This window comes from Paraburkholderia sp. J8-2, from assembly GCF_905220195.1.
Lineage (GTDB): Bacteria > Pseudomonadota > Gammaproteobacteria > Burkholderiales > Burkholderiaceae > Paraburkholderia.
Genome location: NZ_CAJMZA010000014.1, coordinates 84,703 through 103,091 on the forward strand (window position 1 = coordinate 84,703; position 18,389 = coordinate 103,091).

Consider the following 18,389-nt stretch of genomic DNA (forward strand, 5'->3'; position numbering starts at 1 on the left):
ACGATTAAAACAAAATGCTTTCGCATATAGCCGAACTTCCCAGGGATTACTACGGGGTGTAGTCAAGAAGCATGCAAATGTTTAACGCCGGGCGTACACTGCTCGCGCACGGCCCGTTACGGGGGGGCCGCTCCAAGCGATACAACCAAGCCACACAACGCAATGCCGACACGTGCATGAGATCGCGACAAGCGCCAAAACGCCAACCGTGATCGAGGAGACATGGCATTGCCCTAGTTTCACAGGAGAAGAATCAACATGAGCTGGACGCGTGAACAGAAAAACGTCACGATCGCGGCGTACCTGGGATGGACGCTCGATGCATTCGATTTCTTTCTGATGGTTTTCGTTCTGAAAGACATCGCCACCGAATTCAACACCAAAATCCCGGCAGTGGCTTTTGCCATTACGCTGACACTGGCCATGCGCCCGCTCGGCGCGCTGATATTCGGCCGACTCGCCGACAAATACGGCCGCCGTCCCACGCTGATGATCAACATCGCGTGCTATTCCCTGCTCGAACTGCTCACGGGCTTCTCGCCCAATCTCACCACCTTCATCGTCCTGCGCGCGCTCTTCGGCGTCGCGATGGGCGGCGAATGGGGCGTGGGCTCCGCGCTCACCATGGAAACCATTCCGCCCAAGTCGCGCGGCATCGTTTCCGGCCTGCTGCAGGCGGGCTATCCGAGCGGGTATTTGCTCGCCTCGATCGTGTTTGGCGTCCTGTATCAGCACATCGGCTGGCGTGGCATGTTCTTCGTCGGCGTGCTGCCTGCGCTGCTCGTGGTCTATGTGCGTTTGCACGTGCCCGAGTCGCCGGCCTTCAAGGAGATGCAAAAGCGCGCGCGTCCGAGCCTCATCAGCACGCTCAAGCACAACTGGAAGCTTTCGCTCTACGCCATCGTGCTGATGACGGCGTTCAACTTCTTCTCGCACGGCACGCAGGATCTGTATCCGACCTTCTTGCGCGAACAGCATCACTTCGATCCGCACACGGTTTCGATCATCACCATCGTGCTCAATATCGGCGCGATCGTAGGCGGCCTCTTCTTCGGGCAGATGTCTGAAAAAATCGGACGCCGCAAGGCCATCTTCATCGCCGCGCTGATCGCGCTGCCCGTGCTGCCGCTGTGGGCATTCTCGCAAGGCCCCGTGCTGCTCGCACTCGGCGCGTTCCTCATGCAGATTTCGGTGCAAGGTGCGTGGGGGGTGATCCCGGTGCACCTCAACGAAATTTCGCCTGACGAAGTGCGTGCGACCTTCCCTGGCCTCGTCTATCAGCTCGGTAACCTGTTCGCTTCGGTGAACGCCACGCTGCAGGCGTCGCTTGCCGAAACGCACAACCAGGACTATGCAATGGCCATGGCGATCGTCGCCGGCACGGTCGCCGTCGTGATCGCCGTGCTGATCCCGTTCAGCCGCGAACGTCGAGGCATCGACATGACGCAGACCGCGAAAGAGGTGTCCGGCGTCTGACGTGCGGGCGGCCCCGTAACGCCGCGCTGCAGCAACACAATAAAGGCCGTGCCGGGTTCACCCGCACGGCCTTTTTGCTGATCTTGACCGGCGCCCGCATTCGCACACCGGGTAACACCTCCTGGCTGCACGGCGCGTGGCGTTGCATGATGTAAGCGAACAGGCATTTGCAGTCGGTTGATATACCGCCCGGAGGTCCACCATGAGCGAAACGCCCCAGCCCGATCCGGCGAGCCCTGTGGCAGTCTCCGCTCAGGCAGCGGCAGCGGCCCCAGCTACGGCGCTGCCAGCTAAGGCGCCGCCACCCAATACCGACGGCATCTGGTACGCCTCGTACCCTCCCGGCGTGCCGCACGAAATTGGCGCGAGCCAGTACGCCTCGCTCACACACTTCTTCGACGATTGCACGGCGCGCTTTGGCGAGCGCGTCGCCTATGTGAGCGCGGGCTCGCCGATGACCTACGCCGCGCTCGCCCGCAAGGCCACGGCGTTCGCGTCCTGGCTGCAAGGCGCGGGTGTACAGCGAGGCGAGCGTGTCGCGATCATGCTGCCCAACACCTTGCAGTATCCGGTTGCTCTCTTCGGTGCACTCAAGGCGGGTGCGGTGGTCGTCAACGTCAATCCGCTCTACACCGTGCGCGAACTTGCGCATCAGTTGCAGGACAGCGGCGCGCAGACCATCGTCGTGTTCGAGAATTTCGCAGCCACGCTCGAAGCGGCCCTGCCCGGCACGCAGGTGCAACGCATCGTCGTGACGGCGCTCGGCGACTTGCTTGGCGAGGGCGTGAACCTCAAGGGCCGCTTCATCAACGTCATGCTGCGCCACGTGAAGAAGATGGTGCCGCCCTACCACCTTCCGCACGCCGTGCGTCTTCTCGATGCGCTCGCGCACGGCGCGCGTGCACCGCACGCCCCGGTGGCGACGCGCGCGGAGGATCTCGCGTTCCTGCAATACACGGGCGGTACCACGGGTGTCGCGAAGGGTGCAATGCTCACGCACGGCAACGTGCTCGCGAACGTGCAGCAGGCAAAGGCGTGGGTCGGCAACCAGCTCGACGCCAAGGCCGAGACGGTGCTCACACCTTTGCCGCTCTATCACATCTATTCGCTCACCATCAATGCGCTGATCTTCCTCGCGCTCGGTGGCCGCAACATCCTGATCGCCAATCCGCGCGACATCAAGCGCGTCATGAAGGTGCTGCGACACGAGACGTTCAGTTGCATCAGCGCGGTCAACACGCTCTATAGCGCACTGCTCGATAACGCGGAGTTCCGCGAGCGCGACTTCTCGGGCCTCAAGCTCGCGATGGCGGGCGGCATGGCCATGCAGAAAGCCATCGCCGACCGCTTCCGGGCCGTGACGGGCAAGTCAGTCGTGGAAGGCTATGGGCTCACCGAATGCTCGCCGATCGTCTCGATGAATCCCGTCGATGTCGAACGCCTGGACGCGGGCCAGGCGCATCCGGAAGGCTCCATCGGGCTGCCCGCACCTTCCACGCAGGTGCGCTTTCGCAAGGACGACGGCACGTGGGCCGGCATCGGCGAACCCGGCGAGCTCTGCGTGAGGGGCCCGCAAGTGATGAAGGGCTACTGGAATCGCCCGGACGAAACGGCAAAGGTGTTTGCCGATGGATGGCTCACGACCGGCGACATCGGCGTGATGGATGCGCGCGGCTATATCCGCCTCGTCGACCGCAAGAAGGACATGATTCTCGTGTCGGGGTTCAACGTGTATCCGAACGAGATCGAGGACGTGCTGGCAATGCATCCCGGCGTGCGCGAGGTGGCGGCAATCGGCGTGCCCGATCCGGTGCAGGGCGAGCGCGTGAAGGTATTCGTCGTGAAGCGCGACCCCGCCCTCACGGAAGACGCGCTGATCCAGTTCTGCCGCCAGCAGCTCACGGGCTACAAGGTGCCGCGCCTCGTGGAGTTCCGCGAGTCCCTGCCGCAATCGACCATCGGCAAGATCCTGCGCCGCCAGTTGCGCGACGAGGAAATCGCGAAAACCGCGAAGACCCCTTAGATACGAGACGCTGAAGCAAGAGCGCCACGAAACGATAAGGTCTACCAGGCAGCGTTGCGAAACGTCACCCCGCGCGCGTTTGCGAGGCGCTCAAGCACGAAGCGATCCGAGGGGCGCAACGCGCCTATCAAGGCCGCGCCGGGCTCGAGCCGCCGCGCGATCCGCGCGTGCCACAGGGTGCCGATGTCGTCGTCCGCCACACCGCGGCCATGATCGCCGATGGCCCACGCAACGCATCCCGCGCACGCCGCTTCTTGCGCGAGCGCGCGTCCTCGCGCGAGCGCCGGGTCGAACACCACGCCATTTGCCGAATTCAACGCCGCACTCGCACGAGGCCTGCGTTCGTCCAACGCAACCCGCAGCGCTTGCGTCTGCCAAGCCGCGCCTAATGCCACGGCACCTACATCGCAGAGAAAAGCCCGCCTGTCCATCTAGCCCTCCGTGCGCCCTCCTGCCGATCGCTACGCAGTCCTGAAGTGAATCGATCACGTATAGCCGCGTTGCGCGCGCCACGCCGCGGGCCAGACGCCCTGCTTGCCCGGCGAGAGCACGCCCTGTGGATCGAGCGCATCCTTCACGGTTTGCGCGAGCCGCAACAGCGCGCCGTCGTTAAACGCGTACTGCGCCGCGGCGTAATCCATGTAGAGCAGATGCGAACGGTATACGCCGTAGCCGGCCGCGCCCGCGTCGCTCATCAGCGCGCGTAGCAGGTCACCCGCGCGCGCCGCGTCGTCACGGCGCTCGCGCGCGAAGATCGCCGCGAATACATGGTGCAGATAGCGCCCCGCCGCGGTGAAACCGCCGTAGTAATCGAAACCGTACTCGGCCGCGCGCGCCTTGACGAGCGCATACTGGCGCAGCGCGTCGCGGCCGTCGGCGGGACATAGCGGCGAGAAGTCCACATGCGCGCCCTCGCCGCCGCGCCAGTCGAGCATGCGAAACGCGCTCATCGCCGGAATGCCCGCGAGATTGCGATCCGCGCCACCCTGCGGTTCTTCGCCTTCCACATAGCGCCGCGCAGAAAAACGCACGCCAGGTACACCAGCGAACGCACGCTCGACAATGCGCCGCTCCATGTCGATTACCTCGGGCGCGCCATAAAGCGCGTAGTGCAAATTCCAGCGGCCGACGCCCAGGTCGCGCTGCATGGCGGCGACAGCGGCCTCGGGCATCGCGCCCTCGCCTTCGTACCAGCGCGAGCGTGGCGCAAGGCTCGCGGCACGCCGGATTGCGCCTTCGATCGCAGCGTGCTGCCGTATCGTGCCGCCGAGCTGCAGTGCGCGCAGCGTATCGACGAGCACGCCGAGATCGTCCTCGCGCGCAAACTGGATCTCGCCAATCACGAACGCCTGCGGCGCCGGCATGAGCCAGAGTCCCATCTTCGTGACGACGCCGTAGTTCGACTGCGTGAAGAGCGCGTCGAACGACGGCCCGTAGCCCGGCCTGTAAAGTTGCCACGCCGTGCCGTTTTCGATCGCACCCATGCCGGTGCGTACCACGTCGCCGTTGGCGAGCACGACTTCCATTCCGCACTGCGACGCGGCGTGGTCGCCGTAGGCGGTCGTGCCGAAGCCGCGCTCGAGCGTGTTGCCCACCACGCTGCCCCAGCCCGCTGCGGGCGGATCGACCCACAGGCGCAGATGCTGCTCACGCAGGTGCGCATGCAGATCGAAGTAACTCACGCCAGGCTCGACGCGCGCCCACGCGAGACGCTCGTCGACTTCGAGAATGCGGTTCAGGCGCTGCAGGTCGAGCACGACCGAGCCCGCCAGGCGCGGTGCGGCGCCGCCATAGGCGAAGTTGCGTCCCGTGGAAACGGTCCAGAGCGGCACGCGCGTTTCGTTCGCCACGCGCAGGATCGCGCGGATCTCTTCGACATTCGCGGGGAGGATCGCGGCCGACGGCGCGAAGGCATGGGCATCGGCAACCGGCACGAACGGGTCGAAATACGGCTCGAGCGAGGCGCCGCCACGGCAGACGTTCGGCGCGCCGACAATGCTTTCGAACGCGGCGAGCGCACGCGCGAAACGGGCCTCGTCGATGCCGGGTGGCAAGGTCGGCGCGGCGTCGCTCATCGGCCCGCTCTGCTGGCGTCGTTCATCGGCCCGCTCCGCTAACGTCGCTCATTGAAACCATTGTCACCACTGCCCGGGCTTGCCGCCCAGCGCGCCGCAGACCTCCAGCGCGATCTCGTGCAGCTTCGGCTCTGTCTGCGGCCCCGAAAGCGCATAGCCCGTGCGTTCGGTGCTCCAGTAGAACGTGCGGCGATTGCCGTCGCGCAAGAGACGCACGGGGTCACGCTCCGCGGCCGAACCGGCCACGTAGAGCGTGAGGCGCTCACCCGCATCGTTCTCGTACATGAACTGCGCCGCCGGACCCGTGTTGCCGGGCAACAGACGTCCGCCTACGAGCGTATAACCATACTCCGCGAGCGACGGCACCGAAAGCGGCTTGCCGAGGCGCTTCGAGAGCCACGCGACGAGATGCGCCTCGTCGGCGGCACCCACTTCCACCGGATGCCGCTGCTCCGGCGAATAGACGGCATAGGCAATGTCGGCGCGGCGCGCGAACGCTTCGGGCGTTTCGCTGCGCACGGCCCCCGGCGCCGAATCGGCGACCCGTTCTGGCGCGAGACCCGCGAACTGCGGCACGACCAGGGCGGCCGTCACCGAGAGCCCTGCGCCCACGGCCACCCACGCCGCCGCGATACCCGCGCGCCACCACCACGGCACGCGCGGACGCAGCACGAGCACGGCAGGCGTGGCGGCGGCGGCGTCGGCACCGGGCACCTCACCCTCGCCAGACACGCGCGAGCCTTCGCACAAGGCCTTCAGCGCGGCCTTCTGCGCGCGCCAGGCCGCGACACGCGCCGCCGCGCGCGGATCGTTCGCGAGGTGCGCCTGCAGCGCTTCGCGCTCGCCCGCGGGCAGTTCGCCGTCGACGAAAGCGCCCAGCATCGCAAGATCCTCTTCAGCGCCGCTGTCAGGGGCACCAGGCGGCGCGCCATCGCGTTCGTGGCCGAGATCGTCGTCATTCATCGTAGCGTCCCCACCACCCTGAGCGGCGCCGCGCGTTGCGCCGACTCGCGGCCCGGATCCTGCACCGGGCCCGTATCGAGCAACGCGCGCAGATGCTCGCGCGCCCGCGAGAGGCGCGACATCACCGTGCCCGCCGGCACCCCGAGCACCGCCGACGCCTCGCTGTAGCTCAACTCCTCCACACACACGAGCAGCAGCACCTCGCGCTGCGCCGCCGGCAAGGCATAGAGCGCCCGCTGCAGATCGCGCAGCACGAGACCATCCACTTCGCCGTGCGGCGCTTCGAGCGTGCGCCACGGCGCGGCTTCGTCGTCTACTGCGATCTCGCGCCGGCCGCGCAGCTGGTCGATGTAGAGATGGCGCAGGATCGTGAACAGCCACGCGCGCAGATTGCTTTGCGGGCGAAACGAAGTCCAGCGCGAGAGCGCGCGCTCCGCGGCGTCCTGCACGAGGTCGTCAGCCCACGCGGCGTCGCCGGTCAGGGCGCGCGCGTAGCGTCGCATCGGCGCGAGTTGCGCCACGACCTGTGCCTCGAACTCCGGCGACGGTTGAAGCAACACGCCGCACGCCGCTCAGTAGCCACCGCCCGACGAACCGCCCGAGCTGGTCGACGACGCCCCGCCCGGATTCATGTCGCCACAAGCAGTAAGGCCTGCACCCGCAACGCCGGCCAGCGCCGCCCAGACGACATACGCAAGAATTTTGCGAAACCGCTCCATGATCCCCTCCATTGAGGTCCATCGCCGATATCGCGTAAAACGTTGCAGCCGGTGCGCTTATTCCGCGCAAGCAGCGATTTCGCTTTTCGTGCGCCGCCGCGCCCGCCATCCACGGCCGAACAGGTGCCAATAAAGTGCCAATACGGCGCTCCGACGTGCGCCGCCGCACGGAACGCAGCCCTCGCGCACCGCGAGAATCGTCGCAAGCGGATCGACATGCGTCGTGCAGGCGAGCGATGCGCCGCGGTACCAAGCTTCAAGCCGGCCGCGAATCGGTCGAGCATGGCCGGCCGTCATGGACTACGCTGTGAGGGTGAGCGCATGCGCGTCGAAACGTCACGGGTCTGACAACACGAGTGACATATCGTCAGCAGGTCTCGCCCTCGAAAACCACTGTCGCTGAACATTGCAACCTGTCATCCGGGCGCCCGCTTCCCAGCGGCCGACGACAAGGGACGCAGCGATGCATTTTTCGTCAATCTGCGGTTGCGGCCGCGAGCCGGTATAGTTCTGCAGTAAGCTTATTCCCCGCACGCGCGCTTCGCCGACACAAGGTAGAATCGCGGCGAGCAAACGTTTCCAACTGATTGCGGCATTGCGCCGCCTGGCCAAATCTAGTCCATGCCTTCCGCAGAATCGCACCCGCAAAACGACTTCATGAACGCCGCGCGTAAGGAAAGAAAGCGCGTCGAAATCTATCTGGTCAACGGCATTCGCCTGACCGGATGCATCGAGTCGTTCGATCAGTACCTGGTGATGCTGCGCACGCCCGTTGGCCTGCAAGGCATCTACAAGCGCGCCATTTCGACCATCCAGCTCGACACCGGCACCCGGCCGGGTCCGCGCCCGGGCGGCGCTCGCAGCTCGCACGGCGAGCATACGAGCCGCGGCCCGCACGGCAGCCATGGCGGCCATGGTCCGCGTGAACAACGAGAACCGCGTGAATCGCGCGAGCCGCGCGAAAACTGGTCGGCGCCGTCCGGCGCGCCCTCGGGTGCACCGGGCAACGACCGTGCGTCCCAGGACGGCCCGGTCGTCGTCACGCGCCGCCGCCGCCTCTACGGCGCGGTGAATAACGGTGGCAACGGCGGCGAAGGCTCGGGCAACAGCTAAGCCGCTGCGCGCTGGCTGCACGCCGCGCAGGTTTTCAGAACAGTACGGGCGCGCCACGGCGCGCCCGCTCTTTTGCGCGCGCTTCGTCGAGTTCAACGCAGTTGCGCTTCTGCGCCTCGTTCTGCGCCTCGAATCGGCCTGGCGGTCGTCGCTCACGGTCACGATCCTGGCTTTGCGTTATTCTGAACATGACGCCTATCGCCAGGGAGACCGCCATGAGCGCATCCAAGCCGAAAGCCCCGCAGCCCTCGCAGGAAGACCCGCTCGACGAAGCACTCGACGAAACCTTCCCCGCGAGCGATCCGATCGCCGTGGACCCTACGCCCACCCGCTCGCAACCCAAGTCGCATTCCGCAGATGAATCCCACAAGGGCCGCGACACGCATCGCCACGGCAAGCACTGATCGCGCCCGGCACGGTCGCAGCATGAAAAAAGGCGGAGCGCCATTGGCGCTCCGCCTTTTGCGTGTCGCATCTGCAGTCTCGCAAGGCTGGACGCAAACAGGCGCCCAAGCCATACCGCGTACTGTTGATCAGCGGATCGGCAAACCGCCTTCAACCTGTTGCTGCAACTCGCGCACCTGACGCTGCACCGTGCGCAGTTGCGCCTGGGCGGCCGTCTTCTGCGCCTGCAACGCGTTCGCCTGATCGCGGCCCTGCTTCTGCTGGTCCGCGACGAGTGCCTGCTGTTCGCGCGCGATGGCCAGATCCGCCTGGAGCCGGTTCGCATGATCCTGCGTGAGCGCGATCATGCGGTCCGTGAACGCCTTCTGCGCTTCAAGGCGCGTGCGGCGGATTTCCACTTCGGCAAGCTGCCCCGACTTCATCGCGAAGTCGCGATAGATCGCTTCAGCACGCGTCTCGTCGCTCGTCTTGATCACGCGCCAGAACGTCTTGTTCTGGAACAGCGTGACGTAGTACGTCATTTCCTTGCCGTAAAACAGCAAGCTCGCGCCATACGAGCCGTTGTACGTCGTACGCAACTCGGCGAGATCCGAACCTCGCAGCATCTGCTGCAGTTCGGCAACGTTGCCTGCGGCGTTCTGCTTCGCTTCATCCGGCGTGAGTACGCCCGGCTGGGTCGCTACGCTCGCTGCCGTAGGCAACGCAGCGGTTGCTACCTGCTCGTCCTGCACTGCGGGTGCGGCGGTGGTCTGTGCTACGGGCGCCGCTACTGCTGGATTGTCAGGCGGCGTCTGTGCGCAGCCCGTACCGATACCCCCGACTAACACCAGCACCGCCAAGGCGGTGCGACGAACTCTCCACTTGTAGTCCATGTAGTACCTGCTTTGAACAGTTCTAATTTTTACAAATCGGCACAATTATTACTCACTTTCACGTGTTTCGGGTCGCTCGTAGAAAATTTGCCGATTACGTATCTTTTCCCACAACACTTTGCGAGAAATTCCGAGGAATTGTGCGGTGTCCTTGCGCCGACGGCCGTTTTGGTCCAGCGCCACACAGAGCGGAAAGTGCGTTCGATCATGTCTCGCGAACGGCGGGCGCTGTGCCCCCGACGCAAACGGCACGTTTAGCCGCCAACCGGTTGTCGACCGGATGCGGCGCCCCGCAGCCGGGCAAACTAGAGTGCCTTCTCTCAAACGCGCGCGATCCTTTCCAGTATCCTGCCCTCACCTTGCGGCGTGCCAGTCGCGCCGCATGGGCAGCATCGACATGACAAACAACATCAGTGGAGGAAGACATGAGCCGATTCATGGGACGCGCGGCGCGCCGTGTCGCGCTTGCGAGCGCACTGCTGTGCAGTGCGCTCGCCGCGCACGCGCAGAGCGACACGCCTGTCGGCGTCTGGCAGACGATCGACGATCACACCGGCCAACCGAAGGCGCTCGTGCAGATCAGCGCCGACGCCAACGGTGATCTAAGTGGCAAGGTCATCAAGGGACTGAGCGCGAATGACCAGCCCGACCGGCGCTGCACGGCCTGCACCGACGCACGCAAGGACCAGTTGATCCTCGGCATGACGATCATCGACAGCATGAAGAAAACCGACGAAGGTTATGACGGCGGCCACATTCTCGACCCCGAGAACGGCAAGATCTACCGCTGCAAGATGCATACGGAAGACGGTGGCCAGAAACTCGTCGTGCGTGGCTATTTGGGCATTTCGCTGCTTGGCCGCTCGCAGACGTGGGTGCGCCAGCAGTGAACGGATAGAGCTAAGAACCGGCGCGCAAACTGCAAGGGAACCTGAGAGACGAAACCGGCCGAAGCGGGCACATGCGCCGCTTCGGCCGGGGTTTGATACGCGCTGGTGTTACGCCGTGTGACGATACACAGAGCGATAGTTGAATGGCTGCGATGGCGCGGACGCGGGCGCGACCGGTACGAACGGCGAATTGCGCGGCGTGTTGCGTGCCGCTTCCTGCCTGCGCGCCGCTTTTTCGGCGCGACTCACGTGCTTGCGCATGCGCGTTTCGATGGTGTCGCACAACGTCACGCCCTCTTCGCCAAACAACTCGCCCATCACGCGCTTGAGCACGCCATTGTCGTGCCAGGTTTTGAAGCGGCGATGGCAGGTTTGATACGAAGGGTAGCGACGCGGCATGGCCGACCAGGTCGCGCCGCTATACAAGATCCACAGCACGCCGTTGAGCACCGAGCGCGTGTTGGCGAGCGGCCGGCCGCGCAATTCGGTGCGCGGGCGCAGTTCGGGCAGGAGCAGCATCACGCGCTGCCATTCTTCGTCGGTAATATCGCGATGCGGGGTCATGGTGGGTCCTTTGTCAGAAGCTGTACCGACAAACGATATCCACTCGCCCTCGCCGTCCCTATCAGACGAGTCCGAATCTTGAAAAAGGTGCCGCAGCGCTATTTCGAGACTAGCCTGATGCCAGTGTGTCGCCGCGCATGCGCCCGCAACCCGCACGCGCGGTGCGGGCGCCGTGCCGTCAGGTCAGCGCCGTATCGACAATGCGGCGCGGCGTTTCGAGATACTCCTTCGACTGCATTTCGACGATACGCGACACCGTGCGCGTGAACTCGTTGGCCATCGGGCCTTCCACGTAGAGCTCTTCGGGCGGCACGGCGGCCGACATCAACAGCTTGACCTTGTGGTCGTAGAACACGTCGATGAGCCACGTAAAGCGGCGCGCTTCGGACTGCATGCGCGGCGTCATCTGCGGGACGCCTGAGAGGATCACGGCGTGAAAGCGGCTCGCCAGTTCCAGATAATCGTTCTGCGAGCGCGGACCGCCGCACAGCGTCGCGAAATCGAACCACACCACGCCGTCGGCCTTGCGCAACGCCTTGAGTTCGCGCTTCTCGATGCGCAGCAGCGGGCTTTCGTCGGGCACGGCAGCAAGCTCTGCGAACGAGTGGCGCAACGCCTTGTCGGCAGCCGCGCCGAGCGGCGTGTGATAGACCTCGACCTGCGCCAGCGTGCGCTGCCGATAGTCGACGCCCGCGTCGACGTTGAGCACGTCGAGCTTGCTCTTGATCAGCTCGATCGCGGGCAGCATGCGGTCGCGATGCAGGCCATCGGGATAGAGCAGATCGGGATCGTAGTTGGACGTCATCACGAACTGCACGCCGTTCTCAAAGAGGCGGTCGAGCAGACGGTAGAGGATCATCGCATCGGCGATGTCCGAGACGTGGAATTCGTCGAAGCAGATCAGGCGATAACGCTTCGCAATGCGGCGCGCGAGTTCGTCGAGCGGATCGGCCTGGCCCTTGAGCTCTTCGAGCTCGCGGTGCACCTCGCGCATGAATTCGTGAAAGTGCAGACGCGTCTTGCGCTGCAGCGGCACCACCGCATAGAAGCTGTCCATCAGGAAGCTCTTGCCACGCCCGACACCGCCCCACATGTACACGCCGCGTGGCAGGTCCGGGTGAATCAGAAACTTCTTGAGCGCGTTCGAACGCCGCGACTTGTATGCCGCCCACTCGTCGTAGCACCGCTGCAGCCGGTCGATCGCGGCGCGTTGCGCCGTATCGGGCTTGTATCCCCGCTTCTGCAGTTCGTTTTCGTAGTATTCGGTGACGTTCATTTTGTGGGCCGCAAATGAGGAAAGGCGGGAGGGCAAACGCCCACCCGCCTCCGTACGTGATGCTGGTACATCGAGGCAGGGCGGCCAAAAAAGCCGGCCGCCCTGCCCCTGGCGCTCTTACATGTTGAGCGCGCGCTTGTCAGTCGCGAGTGCTGCTTCGCGCATGACTTCAGACAACGACGGGTGCGGATGGCAGATGCGGCCAATGTCTTCGGCGGCAGCCTTGAATTCCATCGCCACCACGGCTTCCGCGATCAGGTCCGATGCGTTGGCCGAGATGATGTGCACGCCGAGCAGCTCGTCGGTCTTGGCGTCGGCGATCATCTTCACGAAGCCGTCGGCCTTGTTGATGCCAAGCGCGCGGCCGTTCGCCATGAACGGGAACTGACCCGTCTTGATGTCGCGGCCTTCGGCCTTGAGCTGCTGCTCCGTCTTGCCGACCCATGCGATTTCCGGTTCGGTGTAGATCACCCACGGAATGCAGTTGTAGTCGATATGCGGCTTCTGGCCGTCGATGATCTCGGCCACCAGCACGCCTTCGTCTTCGGCCTTGTGCGCGAGCATCGGGCCGCGCACCACGTCGCCGATCGCGTAGACGTTCGGCACGCTCGTGGCGCAGTGGTCGTCCACGTCGATGAAGCCGCGCTCGTTGGCCTTCAGGCCGATCGCTTCGAGACCGAGGTTATCGGTGTTCGGCACGCGGCCAACCGACACGATCAGGCGGTCGGCTTCGAGCACTTGCGCGTTGCCGTCCTTGTCCGTGTAGTTGATCGTGACATTCTTGTCCGTCGCCTTCACTTCACCGACCTTCACGCCAACGTGAATGTCGAGACCCTGCTTCTTGAAGAGCTTGGCGGCTTCCTTCGAGAGCGCAACGTCAGCCGCGCCGAGGAATTCCGGCAGCGCTTCGAGCACGGTCACTTCCGCGCCCAGACGACGCCACACCGAGCCCAGCTCCAGACCGATCACGCCGGCGCCGATCACGGCCAGCTTCTTCGGCACGGTGTCGAACGAGAGCGCGCCTTCGTTGTCGGCGACGATCTTGTTGTCGACCGGGATGCCCGGCAGATGACGCGCCTTCGAGCCCGTCGCGATGATCACGTTCTTCGCCGTGACGACTTCGGTTTCGCCTTCGCCGCTCACTTCGATCTGCACGCCGGCGTCCGTCTTGCCGGTGAACTTGCCGTGGCCCTTGAGCCACGTGATCTTGTTCTTGCGGAACAGGAACTCGATACCCTTCGTCATCTTCTCGACGATGCCTTCCTTGCGGGCGAGCATCTTCGCGACGTCGATCTTCACGTCGCCCACGCTGATGCCGTGGTCAACGAGGTGATGCTGGGCGTTCTCGAACTCTTCCGACGAGGCGAGCAGCGCCTTCGACGGAATGCAGCCGACGTTCAGGCACGTGCCGCCGAGCTTCAGCGCGCCGGCCGGGTTCTTCCATTTTTCGATACACGCAACCGACTTGCCGAGCTGGGCGGCGCGGATCGCCGCGATATAGCCGCCGGGGCCGGCGCCGATCACGACGACGTCAAATTCTTTGGACATGGTCATCCTTTCGAGACGTGAGCGCCACGCGCGGTGTCCGGTTTCCGGAAACCGCGCGCGAGGCGCTCAGTGTGAGACTGGATGCGCGAGCAGGACGTGAGCCCTGGCTCGCGCTACAACGCGAATTACAGGTCGAGCAGCAGACGAGCCGGATCTTCCAGCGCGTCCTTCATTGCGACCAGCGACAGGACGGCTTCGCGGCCGTCGATGATGCGGTGGTCGTACGACATCGCGAGGTAGTTCATCGGGCGGATCACGATCTGGCCGTTCTCGACCACAGCGCGTTCCTTCGTGGCGTGCACGCCGAGGATCGCCGACTGCGGCGGGTTGATGATCGGGGTCGAGAGCATCGAGCCGAACACACCGCCGTTCGAGATCGAGAACGTACCACCCGTCATTTCTTCGATCGACAGCTTGCCGTCCTTGGCCTTCTGCCCGAATTCGGCGATCTTCTTCTCGATGTCGGCGAGGCTCATCTGGTCTGCGTTACGCAGGATGGGCACCACCAGACCACGCGGCGAGCCGACAGCGATACCGATGTCGAAGTAGCCGTGGTAGACGATGTCGTTGCCGTCGATCGACGCGTTGACGAGCGGGAACTTCTTGAGGGCGTGAACCGCAGCCTTCACGAAGAACGACATGAAGCCGAGCTTCACGCCGTGTTCCTTCTCGAACTTGTCCTTGTACTTGTTGCGCAGGTCCATGACCGGCGCCATGTTCACTTCGTTGAACGTCGTGAGGATGGCGTTGGTTTGCTGCGACTCGAGCAGACGCTCGGCGATACGCGCACGCAGACGCGACATCGGCACGCGCTGTTCCGGGCGGTCGTTGAGCCAGTTCGCAGCCGATGCCGGCGCGTTGACTTGCGGCAGCGAGGGCTTCGCAGCAGCAGCGGATTTGGCAGCCGATGCAGCGGCCGGAGCGGCCTTCGGTGCGCCAGCGCCGAGCACGTCTTGCTTCGTGATGCGGCCGTCGCGGCCCGTGCCGGCGACGTCGCCGCCCGACAGACCCTTCTCCGCCATCAACTTCGACGCTGCGGGCGATGCCACGGTGCTGCTGGCCGTCGATGCGGCGACAGCAGCAGCCGGTGCGGCTGCGGGAGCCGCGGCAGCAGCCGGAGCGGCAGCGGCAGCGGCTGCGGGCGCTGCAGCGGCGCCAGCCTTGGCTTCCGTGTCGATCTTTGCGATCACCTGTTCGCTCTCGACGGTTGCGCCGTCGCCAACGAGGATCTCGGCCAGCACGCCGGCTGCCGGCGCGGGCACTTCGAGCACGACTTTATCGGTTTCGATCTCGATGACGACTTCGTCCTGAGCGATCGCTTCGCCCGGCTTCTTCTTCCACTGCAGCATCGTGCCTTCCGACACCGACTCCGAAAACTGCGGGACCTTCACTTCTACGATAGCCATGTGATTTTCCTGAATACTTTTTCGGGGACATCCCCGTATGACGAACCGGGTCGCGCACTTGAGCGCGGGAAAGCGTGCCTTGAATTCACACGCTTTCCCGGTTCGGTTGCTCTAGTGCTTACTTCGCGACCTGCGCGCCCTTCAGGCGGCCGAATGCACCTTCGATCAGCGTCTTCTGCTGCTCGTAGTGCTTCGCGTAGTAGCCAACAGCCGGCGATGCGGAAGCAGGACGGCCGCTGTACGCGAGCTTCATGCCTTCCTTCATGCCTTCCTTCAGGTGGTGCTCGATGTAGAACCACGGGCCCTGATTCTGCGGCTCGTCCTGCACCCACACCACTTCGGTCGCGTTGTCGTACTTCTTCAGCTCCGCTTCGAACTGCTTGTGCGCGAACGGATAGAGCTGTTCGATACGGATGATCGCGACGTCGTTCGCCTTCGCTTCGCGGCGGTGCGCGACGAGGTCGAAGTACACGCGGCCCGAGCAGGCCACCACGCGCTTGACCTTCTTCGCGTCGATGCTTTCGTCCACTTCACCGATGACCGGCTGGAACGTGCCCTTCGCGAGTTCGGACAGATCCGACACGGCTTCCTTGTGACGCAGCAGCGACTTCGGCGTGAAGATGATGAGCGGCTTGCGGAACAGGCGGATCATCTGGCGACGCAGCACGTGGAAGATCTGAGCCGGCGTGGTCGGCTGAACGACCTGCATGTTGTGCTCGGCGCACAGTTGCAGGAAACGCTCGATACGCGCCGACGAGTGCTCCGGACCCTGGCCTTCGTAGCCGTGCGGCAGCAGCATCGTGAGACCCGAAACACGGCCCCACTTCACTTCGCCCGACGAGATGAACTGGTCGATCACGACCTGGGCACCGTTGACGAAGTCGCCGAACTGGCCTTCCCACGCGACGAGCGTGTTCGGCTCAGCGGTCGAGTAGCCGTATTCGAAGCCGAGCACGGCCTCTTCCGACAGCACCGAGTCGATCACCGTGAACTGCGCCTGGTTCTCGCCGATGTTTTGCAGCGGCACGTACGTGCCATCGTCCCAACGCTCGCGGTTCTGGTCGTGCAGAACGGCGTGGCGGTGCGTGAACGTGCCGCGGCCCGAGTCCTGGCCCGTCAGGCGCACTGCGTAGCCCGAAGCGACCAGCGACGCGAACGCGAGGTGCTCGCCCATGCCCCAGTCGAGCTTCGCTTCGCCCTTGCCCATCGCGCGGCGGTCGTTGATGACGCGCTCGACCAGCGGGTGAACCTTGAAGTTCTCGGGGATCGTGGTGATGCGCTCAGCCAGACGCTTGAGTTCGGCGAGCGGCACGGCCGTGTCGGCAGCGTCGGTCCACTTGCGGTTCAGGAACGGAACCCAGTCCACCGCGTACTTGCTCTTGTAGTTCGAGAGCACGGGGTCGACCGTGTGGTGGCCTTCGTCCATCGCGGCGCGGTAGGCCTTGACGTAGTTGTCGCCGTCTTCCGCCGTGATCACGCCTTGCTGCACGAGCTTCTCGGCGTACAGGGCACGGGTGCCCGGGTGCTTCGCGATCGTCTTGTACATCAGCGGCTGCGTGACAGCCGGCGTGTCCTGCTCGTTGTGGCCGAGCTTGCGGAAGCAGATGATGTCGACCACGACATCCTTGTGGTACTGCATGCGGAAATCGACCGCGAGCTGGATCGCCAGCACGACCGCTTCCGGATCGTCGCCGTTCACGTGCAGCACCGGCGCTTCGATCATCTTGACCACGTCGGTACAGTACAGCGTCGAACGCGCGTCGCGCGGGTCCGAGGTCGTGAAGCCGATCTGGTTGTTGATGACGATGTGCAGCGTGCCGTGCGTGCCGTAACCGCGCGTTTGCGCGAGGTTCAGCGTTTCCATCACGACGCCCTGGCCTGCGAAGGCCGCGTCGCCGTGGATCTGCACCGGCAGCACCTGCAGGCCGTCTGCATCGCCGCGGCGATCCATACGGGCCTTCGCCGAACCCTCGACCACCGGGTTGACGATTTCGAGGTGCGACGGGTTGAACGCGAGCGACAGGTGGACCGGGCCGCCTTCGGTTGCGACGTCCGACGAGAAGCCCTTGTGGTACTTCACGTCGCCGGCCGGCAGGTCGTCGACGTGCTTGCCTTCGAATTCGGCGAACAGGTCGGCCGGCATCTTGCCGAGCGTATTGACCAGCACGTTCAAACGGCCACGGTGGGCCATGCCGATGACGATTTCCTGCACGCCCTTCGCGCCGGCGTGACGGACGACTTCGTCCATCGCGGCGATGAAGGACTCGCCGCCTTCGAGCGAGAAGCGCTTCTGGCCGACGTACTTGGTGTGCAGGAAGCGCTCGAGGCCTTCGGCGGCCGTCAGGCGCTGCAGGATGTGCTTCTTCTTGTCGTTCGAGAAGCTCGGCGTCGAGCGGATCGACTCGAGACGCTCCTTCCACCAGCGCTTTTGTTCAGGATCGCTGATGTACATGTACTCGGCGCCGATCGTGCCGCAGTACGTGTCGCGCAGCGCCTTGACGATCTCGCGCAGCGTCGCGCGCTCAAACCCGAAATACAGGTTCGTGGCGCTGAACGTCTGGTCCATGTCGGCTTCGGTGAAGTCGTAGAACGCAGGTTCGAGTTCGGGAATAGGCGGGCGCTCGCGACGCTTCAGCGGATCCAGATTGGCCCACTGCGAGCCCAGGAAGCGATATGCGCCGATGAGGGACTGAACGTAGACTTGCTTGCGAGCCGTTGCGAGGTCTTCGCCGCCACCCTTGGGGACGAATGCATTGGCTTTTGCGCGCTGGGCAAACGACTCGACGATCGGCCCGTGGGCGATGTCGTTGTCGGTCGTGCCACTCGACGACGGCACGTTTTGCAGTGCGTCGAAGTATTCACGCCATTGGTCCGGAACGGACGCAGGGTTGTCAAGATATGCTTCGTATAGCTCTTCGACATACGGAGCATTGCCGCCGAACAAATAGGAGTTCAGCTGGAATTGCTTCATCGTTTCCGACATTTACGCTCACCTTTCTTCGAGTTTCTCGAGAAATAGCGGGTTACTCAACCTTCCGCGCCACGGCCTGACCGTTTAG

The 18,389-nt window shown here is 64.4% G+C and carries 18 protein-coding genes; 5 read left to right on the forward strand and 13 right to left on the reverse strand.

From position 1 onward, the window contains the following. Positions 1-258 precede the first annotated feature (258 nt). Together U5A52_RS26265 and U5A52_RS26270 are read left to right on the forward strand one after the other, a co-directional pair. Complete coding sequence (locus U5A52_RS26265; protein ID WP_321914245.1) at positions 259-1,476, forward strand: MFS transporter; 1,218 nt, start codon at positions 259-261, stop codon at positions 1,474-1,476. Between the two features lie 202 nt (positions 1,477-1,678). Next, the gene (locus tag U5A52_RS26270; protein WP_321936746.1) at positions 1,679-3,499 is read left to right on the forward strand and encodes an AMP-binding protein; all 1,821 of its coding nucleotides are present in this window, start codon (positions 1,679-1,681) and stop codon (positions 3,497-3,499) included. A gap of 41 nt (positions 3,500-3,540) precedes the next feature. Here the strand turns inward: U5A52_RS26270 and U5A52_RS26275 are convergent, their stop codons facing one another. The 5 genes from U5A52_RS26275 to U5A52_RS26295 form a co-directional block, all read right to left on the reverse strand. Then, positions 3,541-3,816: a hypothetical protein gene (locus tag U5A52_RS26275; RefSeq protein ID WP_321936747.1), complete on the reverse strand. Its 276-nt coding sequence runs from the start codon at positions 3,814-3,816 to the stop codon at positions 3,541-3,543. Positions 3,817-3,984: 168 nt separating this feature from the next. Further along, entirely contained in the window at positions 3,985-5,574 is a 1,590-nt protein-coding gene (locus tag U5A52_RS26280; protein WP_321936748.1) for an FAD-binding oxidoreductase, read from the reverse strand. A 63-nt stretch (positions 5,575-5,637) separates the two neighbouring features. Then, positions 5,638-6,537 carry an anti-sigma factor family protein gene (locus U5A52_RS26285; RefSeq protein WP_415774057.1) on the reverse strand — a complete coding sequence of 300 codons (900 nt, stop codon included), beginning with the start codon at positions 6,535-6,537 and terminating at the stop codon, positions 5,638-5,640. Then, positions 6,534-7,097 carry a sigma-70 family RNA polymerase sigma factor gene (locus U5A52_RS26290; protein ID WP_415765853.1) on the reverse strand — a complete coding sequence of 188 codons (564 nt, stop codon included), beginning with the start codon at positions 7,095-7,097 and terminating at the stop codon, positions 6,534-6,536. The genes U5A52_RS26285 and U5A52_RS26290 overlap by 4 nt, the downstream gene beginning before the upstream one ends. Before the next feature lie 12 nt (positions 7,098-7,109). Further along, positions 7,110-7,256, reverse strand: coding sequence for a hypothetical protein (locus U5A52_RS26295; protein WP_321914241.1), 147 nt, complete (start codon positions 7,254-7,256; stop codon positions 7,110-7,112). A 621-nt stretch (positions 7,257-7,877) separates the two neighbouring features. Between U5A52_RS26295 and hfq the strand changes: the two genes are divergently transcribed. Next, the gene (hfq, locus tag U5A52_RS26300; protein WP_321914240.1) at positions 7,878-8,369 is read left to right on the forward strand and encodes an RNA chaperone Hfq; all 492 of its coding nucleotides are present in this window, start codon (positions 7,878-7,880) and stop codon (positions 8,367-8,369) included. Between the two features lie 34 nt (positions 8,370-8,403). Here hfq and U5A52_RS26305 read toward each other — a convergent pair whose 3' ends face one another. Further along, positions 8,404-8,586: a hypothetical protein gene (locus U5A52_RS26305; protein ID WP_321914239.1), complete on the reverse strand. Its 183-nt coding sequence runs from the start codon at positions 8,584-8,586 to the stop codon at positions 8,404-8,406. Between U5A52_RS26305 and U5A52_RS26310 the strand changes: the two genes are divergently transcribed. Beyond that, positions 8,585-8,773 carry a hypothetical protein gene (locus U5A52_RS26310; protein ID WP_321936749.1) on the forward strand — a complete coding sequence of 63 codons (189 nt, stop codon included), beginning with the start codon at positions 8,585-8,587 and terminating at the stop codon, positions 8,771-8,773. The two genes, U5A52_RS26305 and U5A52_RS26310, sit on opposite strands and share 2 nt — an antisense overlap. A gap of 129 nt (positions 8,774-8,902) precedes the next feature. Here U5A52_RS26310 and U5A52_RS26315 read toward each other — a convergent pair whose 3' ends face one another. Both U5A52_RS26315 and U5A52_RS43335 read right to left on the reverse strand, forming a co-directional pair. Continuing rightward, on the reverse strand, positions 8,903-9,646 hold the full coding sequence (locus U5A52_RS26315) for a DUF2968 domain-containing protein (RefSeq protein WP_321914237.1): 744 nt from the start codon (positions 9,644-9,646) through the stop codon (positions 8,903-8,905). A 48-nt stretch (positions 9,647-9,694) separates the two neighbouring features. Continuing rightward, positions 9,695-9,898: a helix-turn-helix domain-containing protein gene (locus U5A52_RS43335; protein ID WP_415774058.1), complete on the reverse strand. Its 204-nt coding sequence runs from the start codon at positions 9,896-9,898 to the stop codon at positions 9,695-9,697. A gap of 185 nt (positions 9,899-10,083) precedes the next feature. Between U5A52_RS43335 and U5A52_RS26325 the strand changes: the two genes are divergently transcribed. Then, positions 10,084-10,536, forward strand: a complete 453-nt coding sequence (locus tag U5A52_RS26325; RefSeq protein ID WP_415765885.1) for a DUF2147 domain-containing protein — start codon at positions 10,084-10,086, stop codon at positions 10,534-10,536. A gap of 108 nt (positions 10,537-10,644) precedes the next feature. On the opposite strand, the gene U5A52_RS26330 is transcribed toward U5A52_RS26325, so the two are convergent. The 5 genes from U5A52_RS26330 to U5A52_RS26350 form a co-directional block, all read right to left on the reverse strand. Then, positions 10,645-11,100 carry a transposase gene (locus U5A52_RS26330; protein ID WP_321936751.1) on the reverse strand — a complete coding sequence of 152 codons (456 nt, stop codon included), beginning with the start codon at positions 11,098-11,100 and terminating at the stop codon, positions 10,645-10,647. A gap of 178 nt (positions 11,101-11,278) precedes the next feature. After that, on the reverse strand, positions 11,279-12,376 hold the full coding sequence (zapE, locus tag U5A52_RS26335) for a cell division protein ZapE (protein WP_233881726.1): 1,098 nt from the start codon (positions 12,374-12,376) through the stop codon (positions 11,279-11,281). A 117-nt stretch (positions 12,377-12,493) separates the two neighbouring features. Beyond that, positions 12,494-13,924 (reverse strand): dihydrolipoyl dehydrogenase, encoded by a 1,431-nt coding sequence (gene lpdA / locus U5A52_RS26340; protein WP_321914234.1) that lies wholly within the window; start codon positions 13,922-13,924, stop codon positions 12,494-12,496. A 125-nt stretch (positions 13,925-14,049) separates the two neighbouring features. Next, positions 14,050-15,330: a 2-oxoglutarate dehydrogenase complex dihydrolipoyllysine-residue succinyltransferase gene (gene odhB, locus U5A52_RS26345; protein ID WP_321936752.1), complete on the reverse strand. Its 1,281-nt coding sequence runs from the start codon at positions 15,328-15,330 to the stop codon at positions 14,050-14,052. A gap of 118 nt (positions 15,331-15,448) precedes the next feature. Further along, positions 15,449-18,313 (reverse strand): 2-oxoglutarate dehydrogenase E1 component, encoded by a 2,865-nt coding sequence (locus tag U5A52_RS26350; RefSeq protein ID WP_321914232.1) that lies wholly within the window; start codon positions 18,311-18,313, stop codon positions 15,449-15,451. Positions 18,314-18,389: the final 76 nt, after the last annotated feature.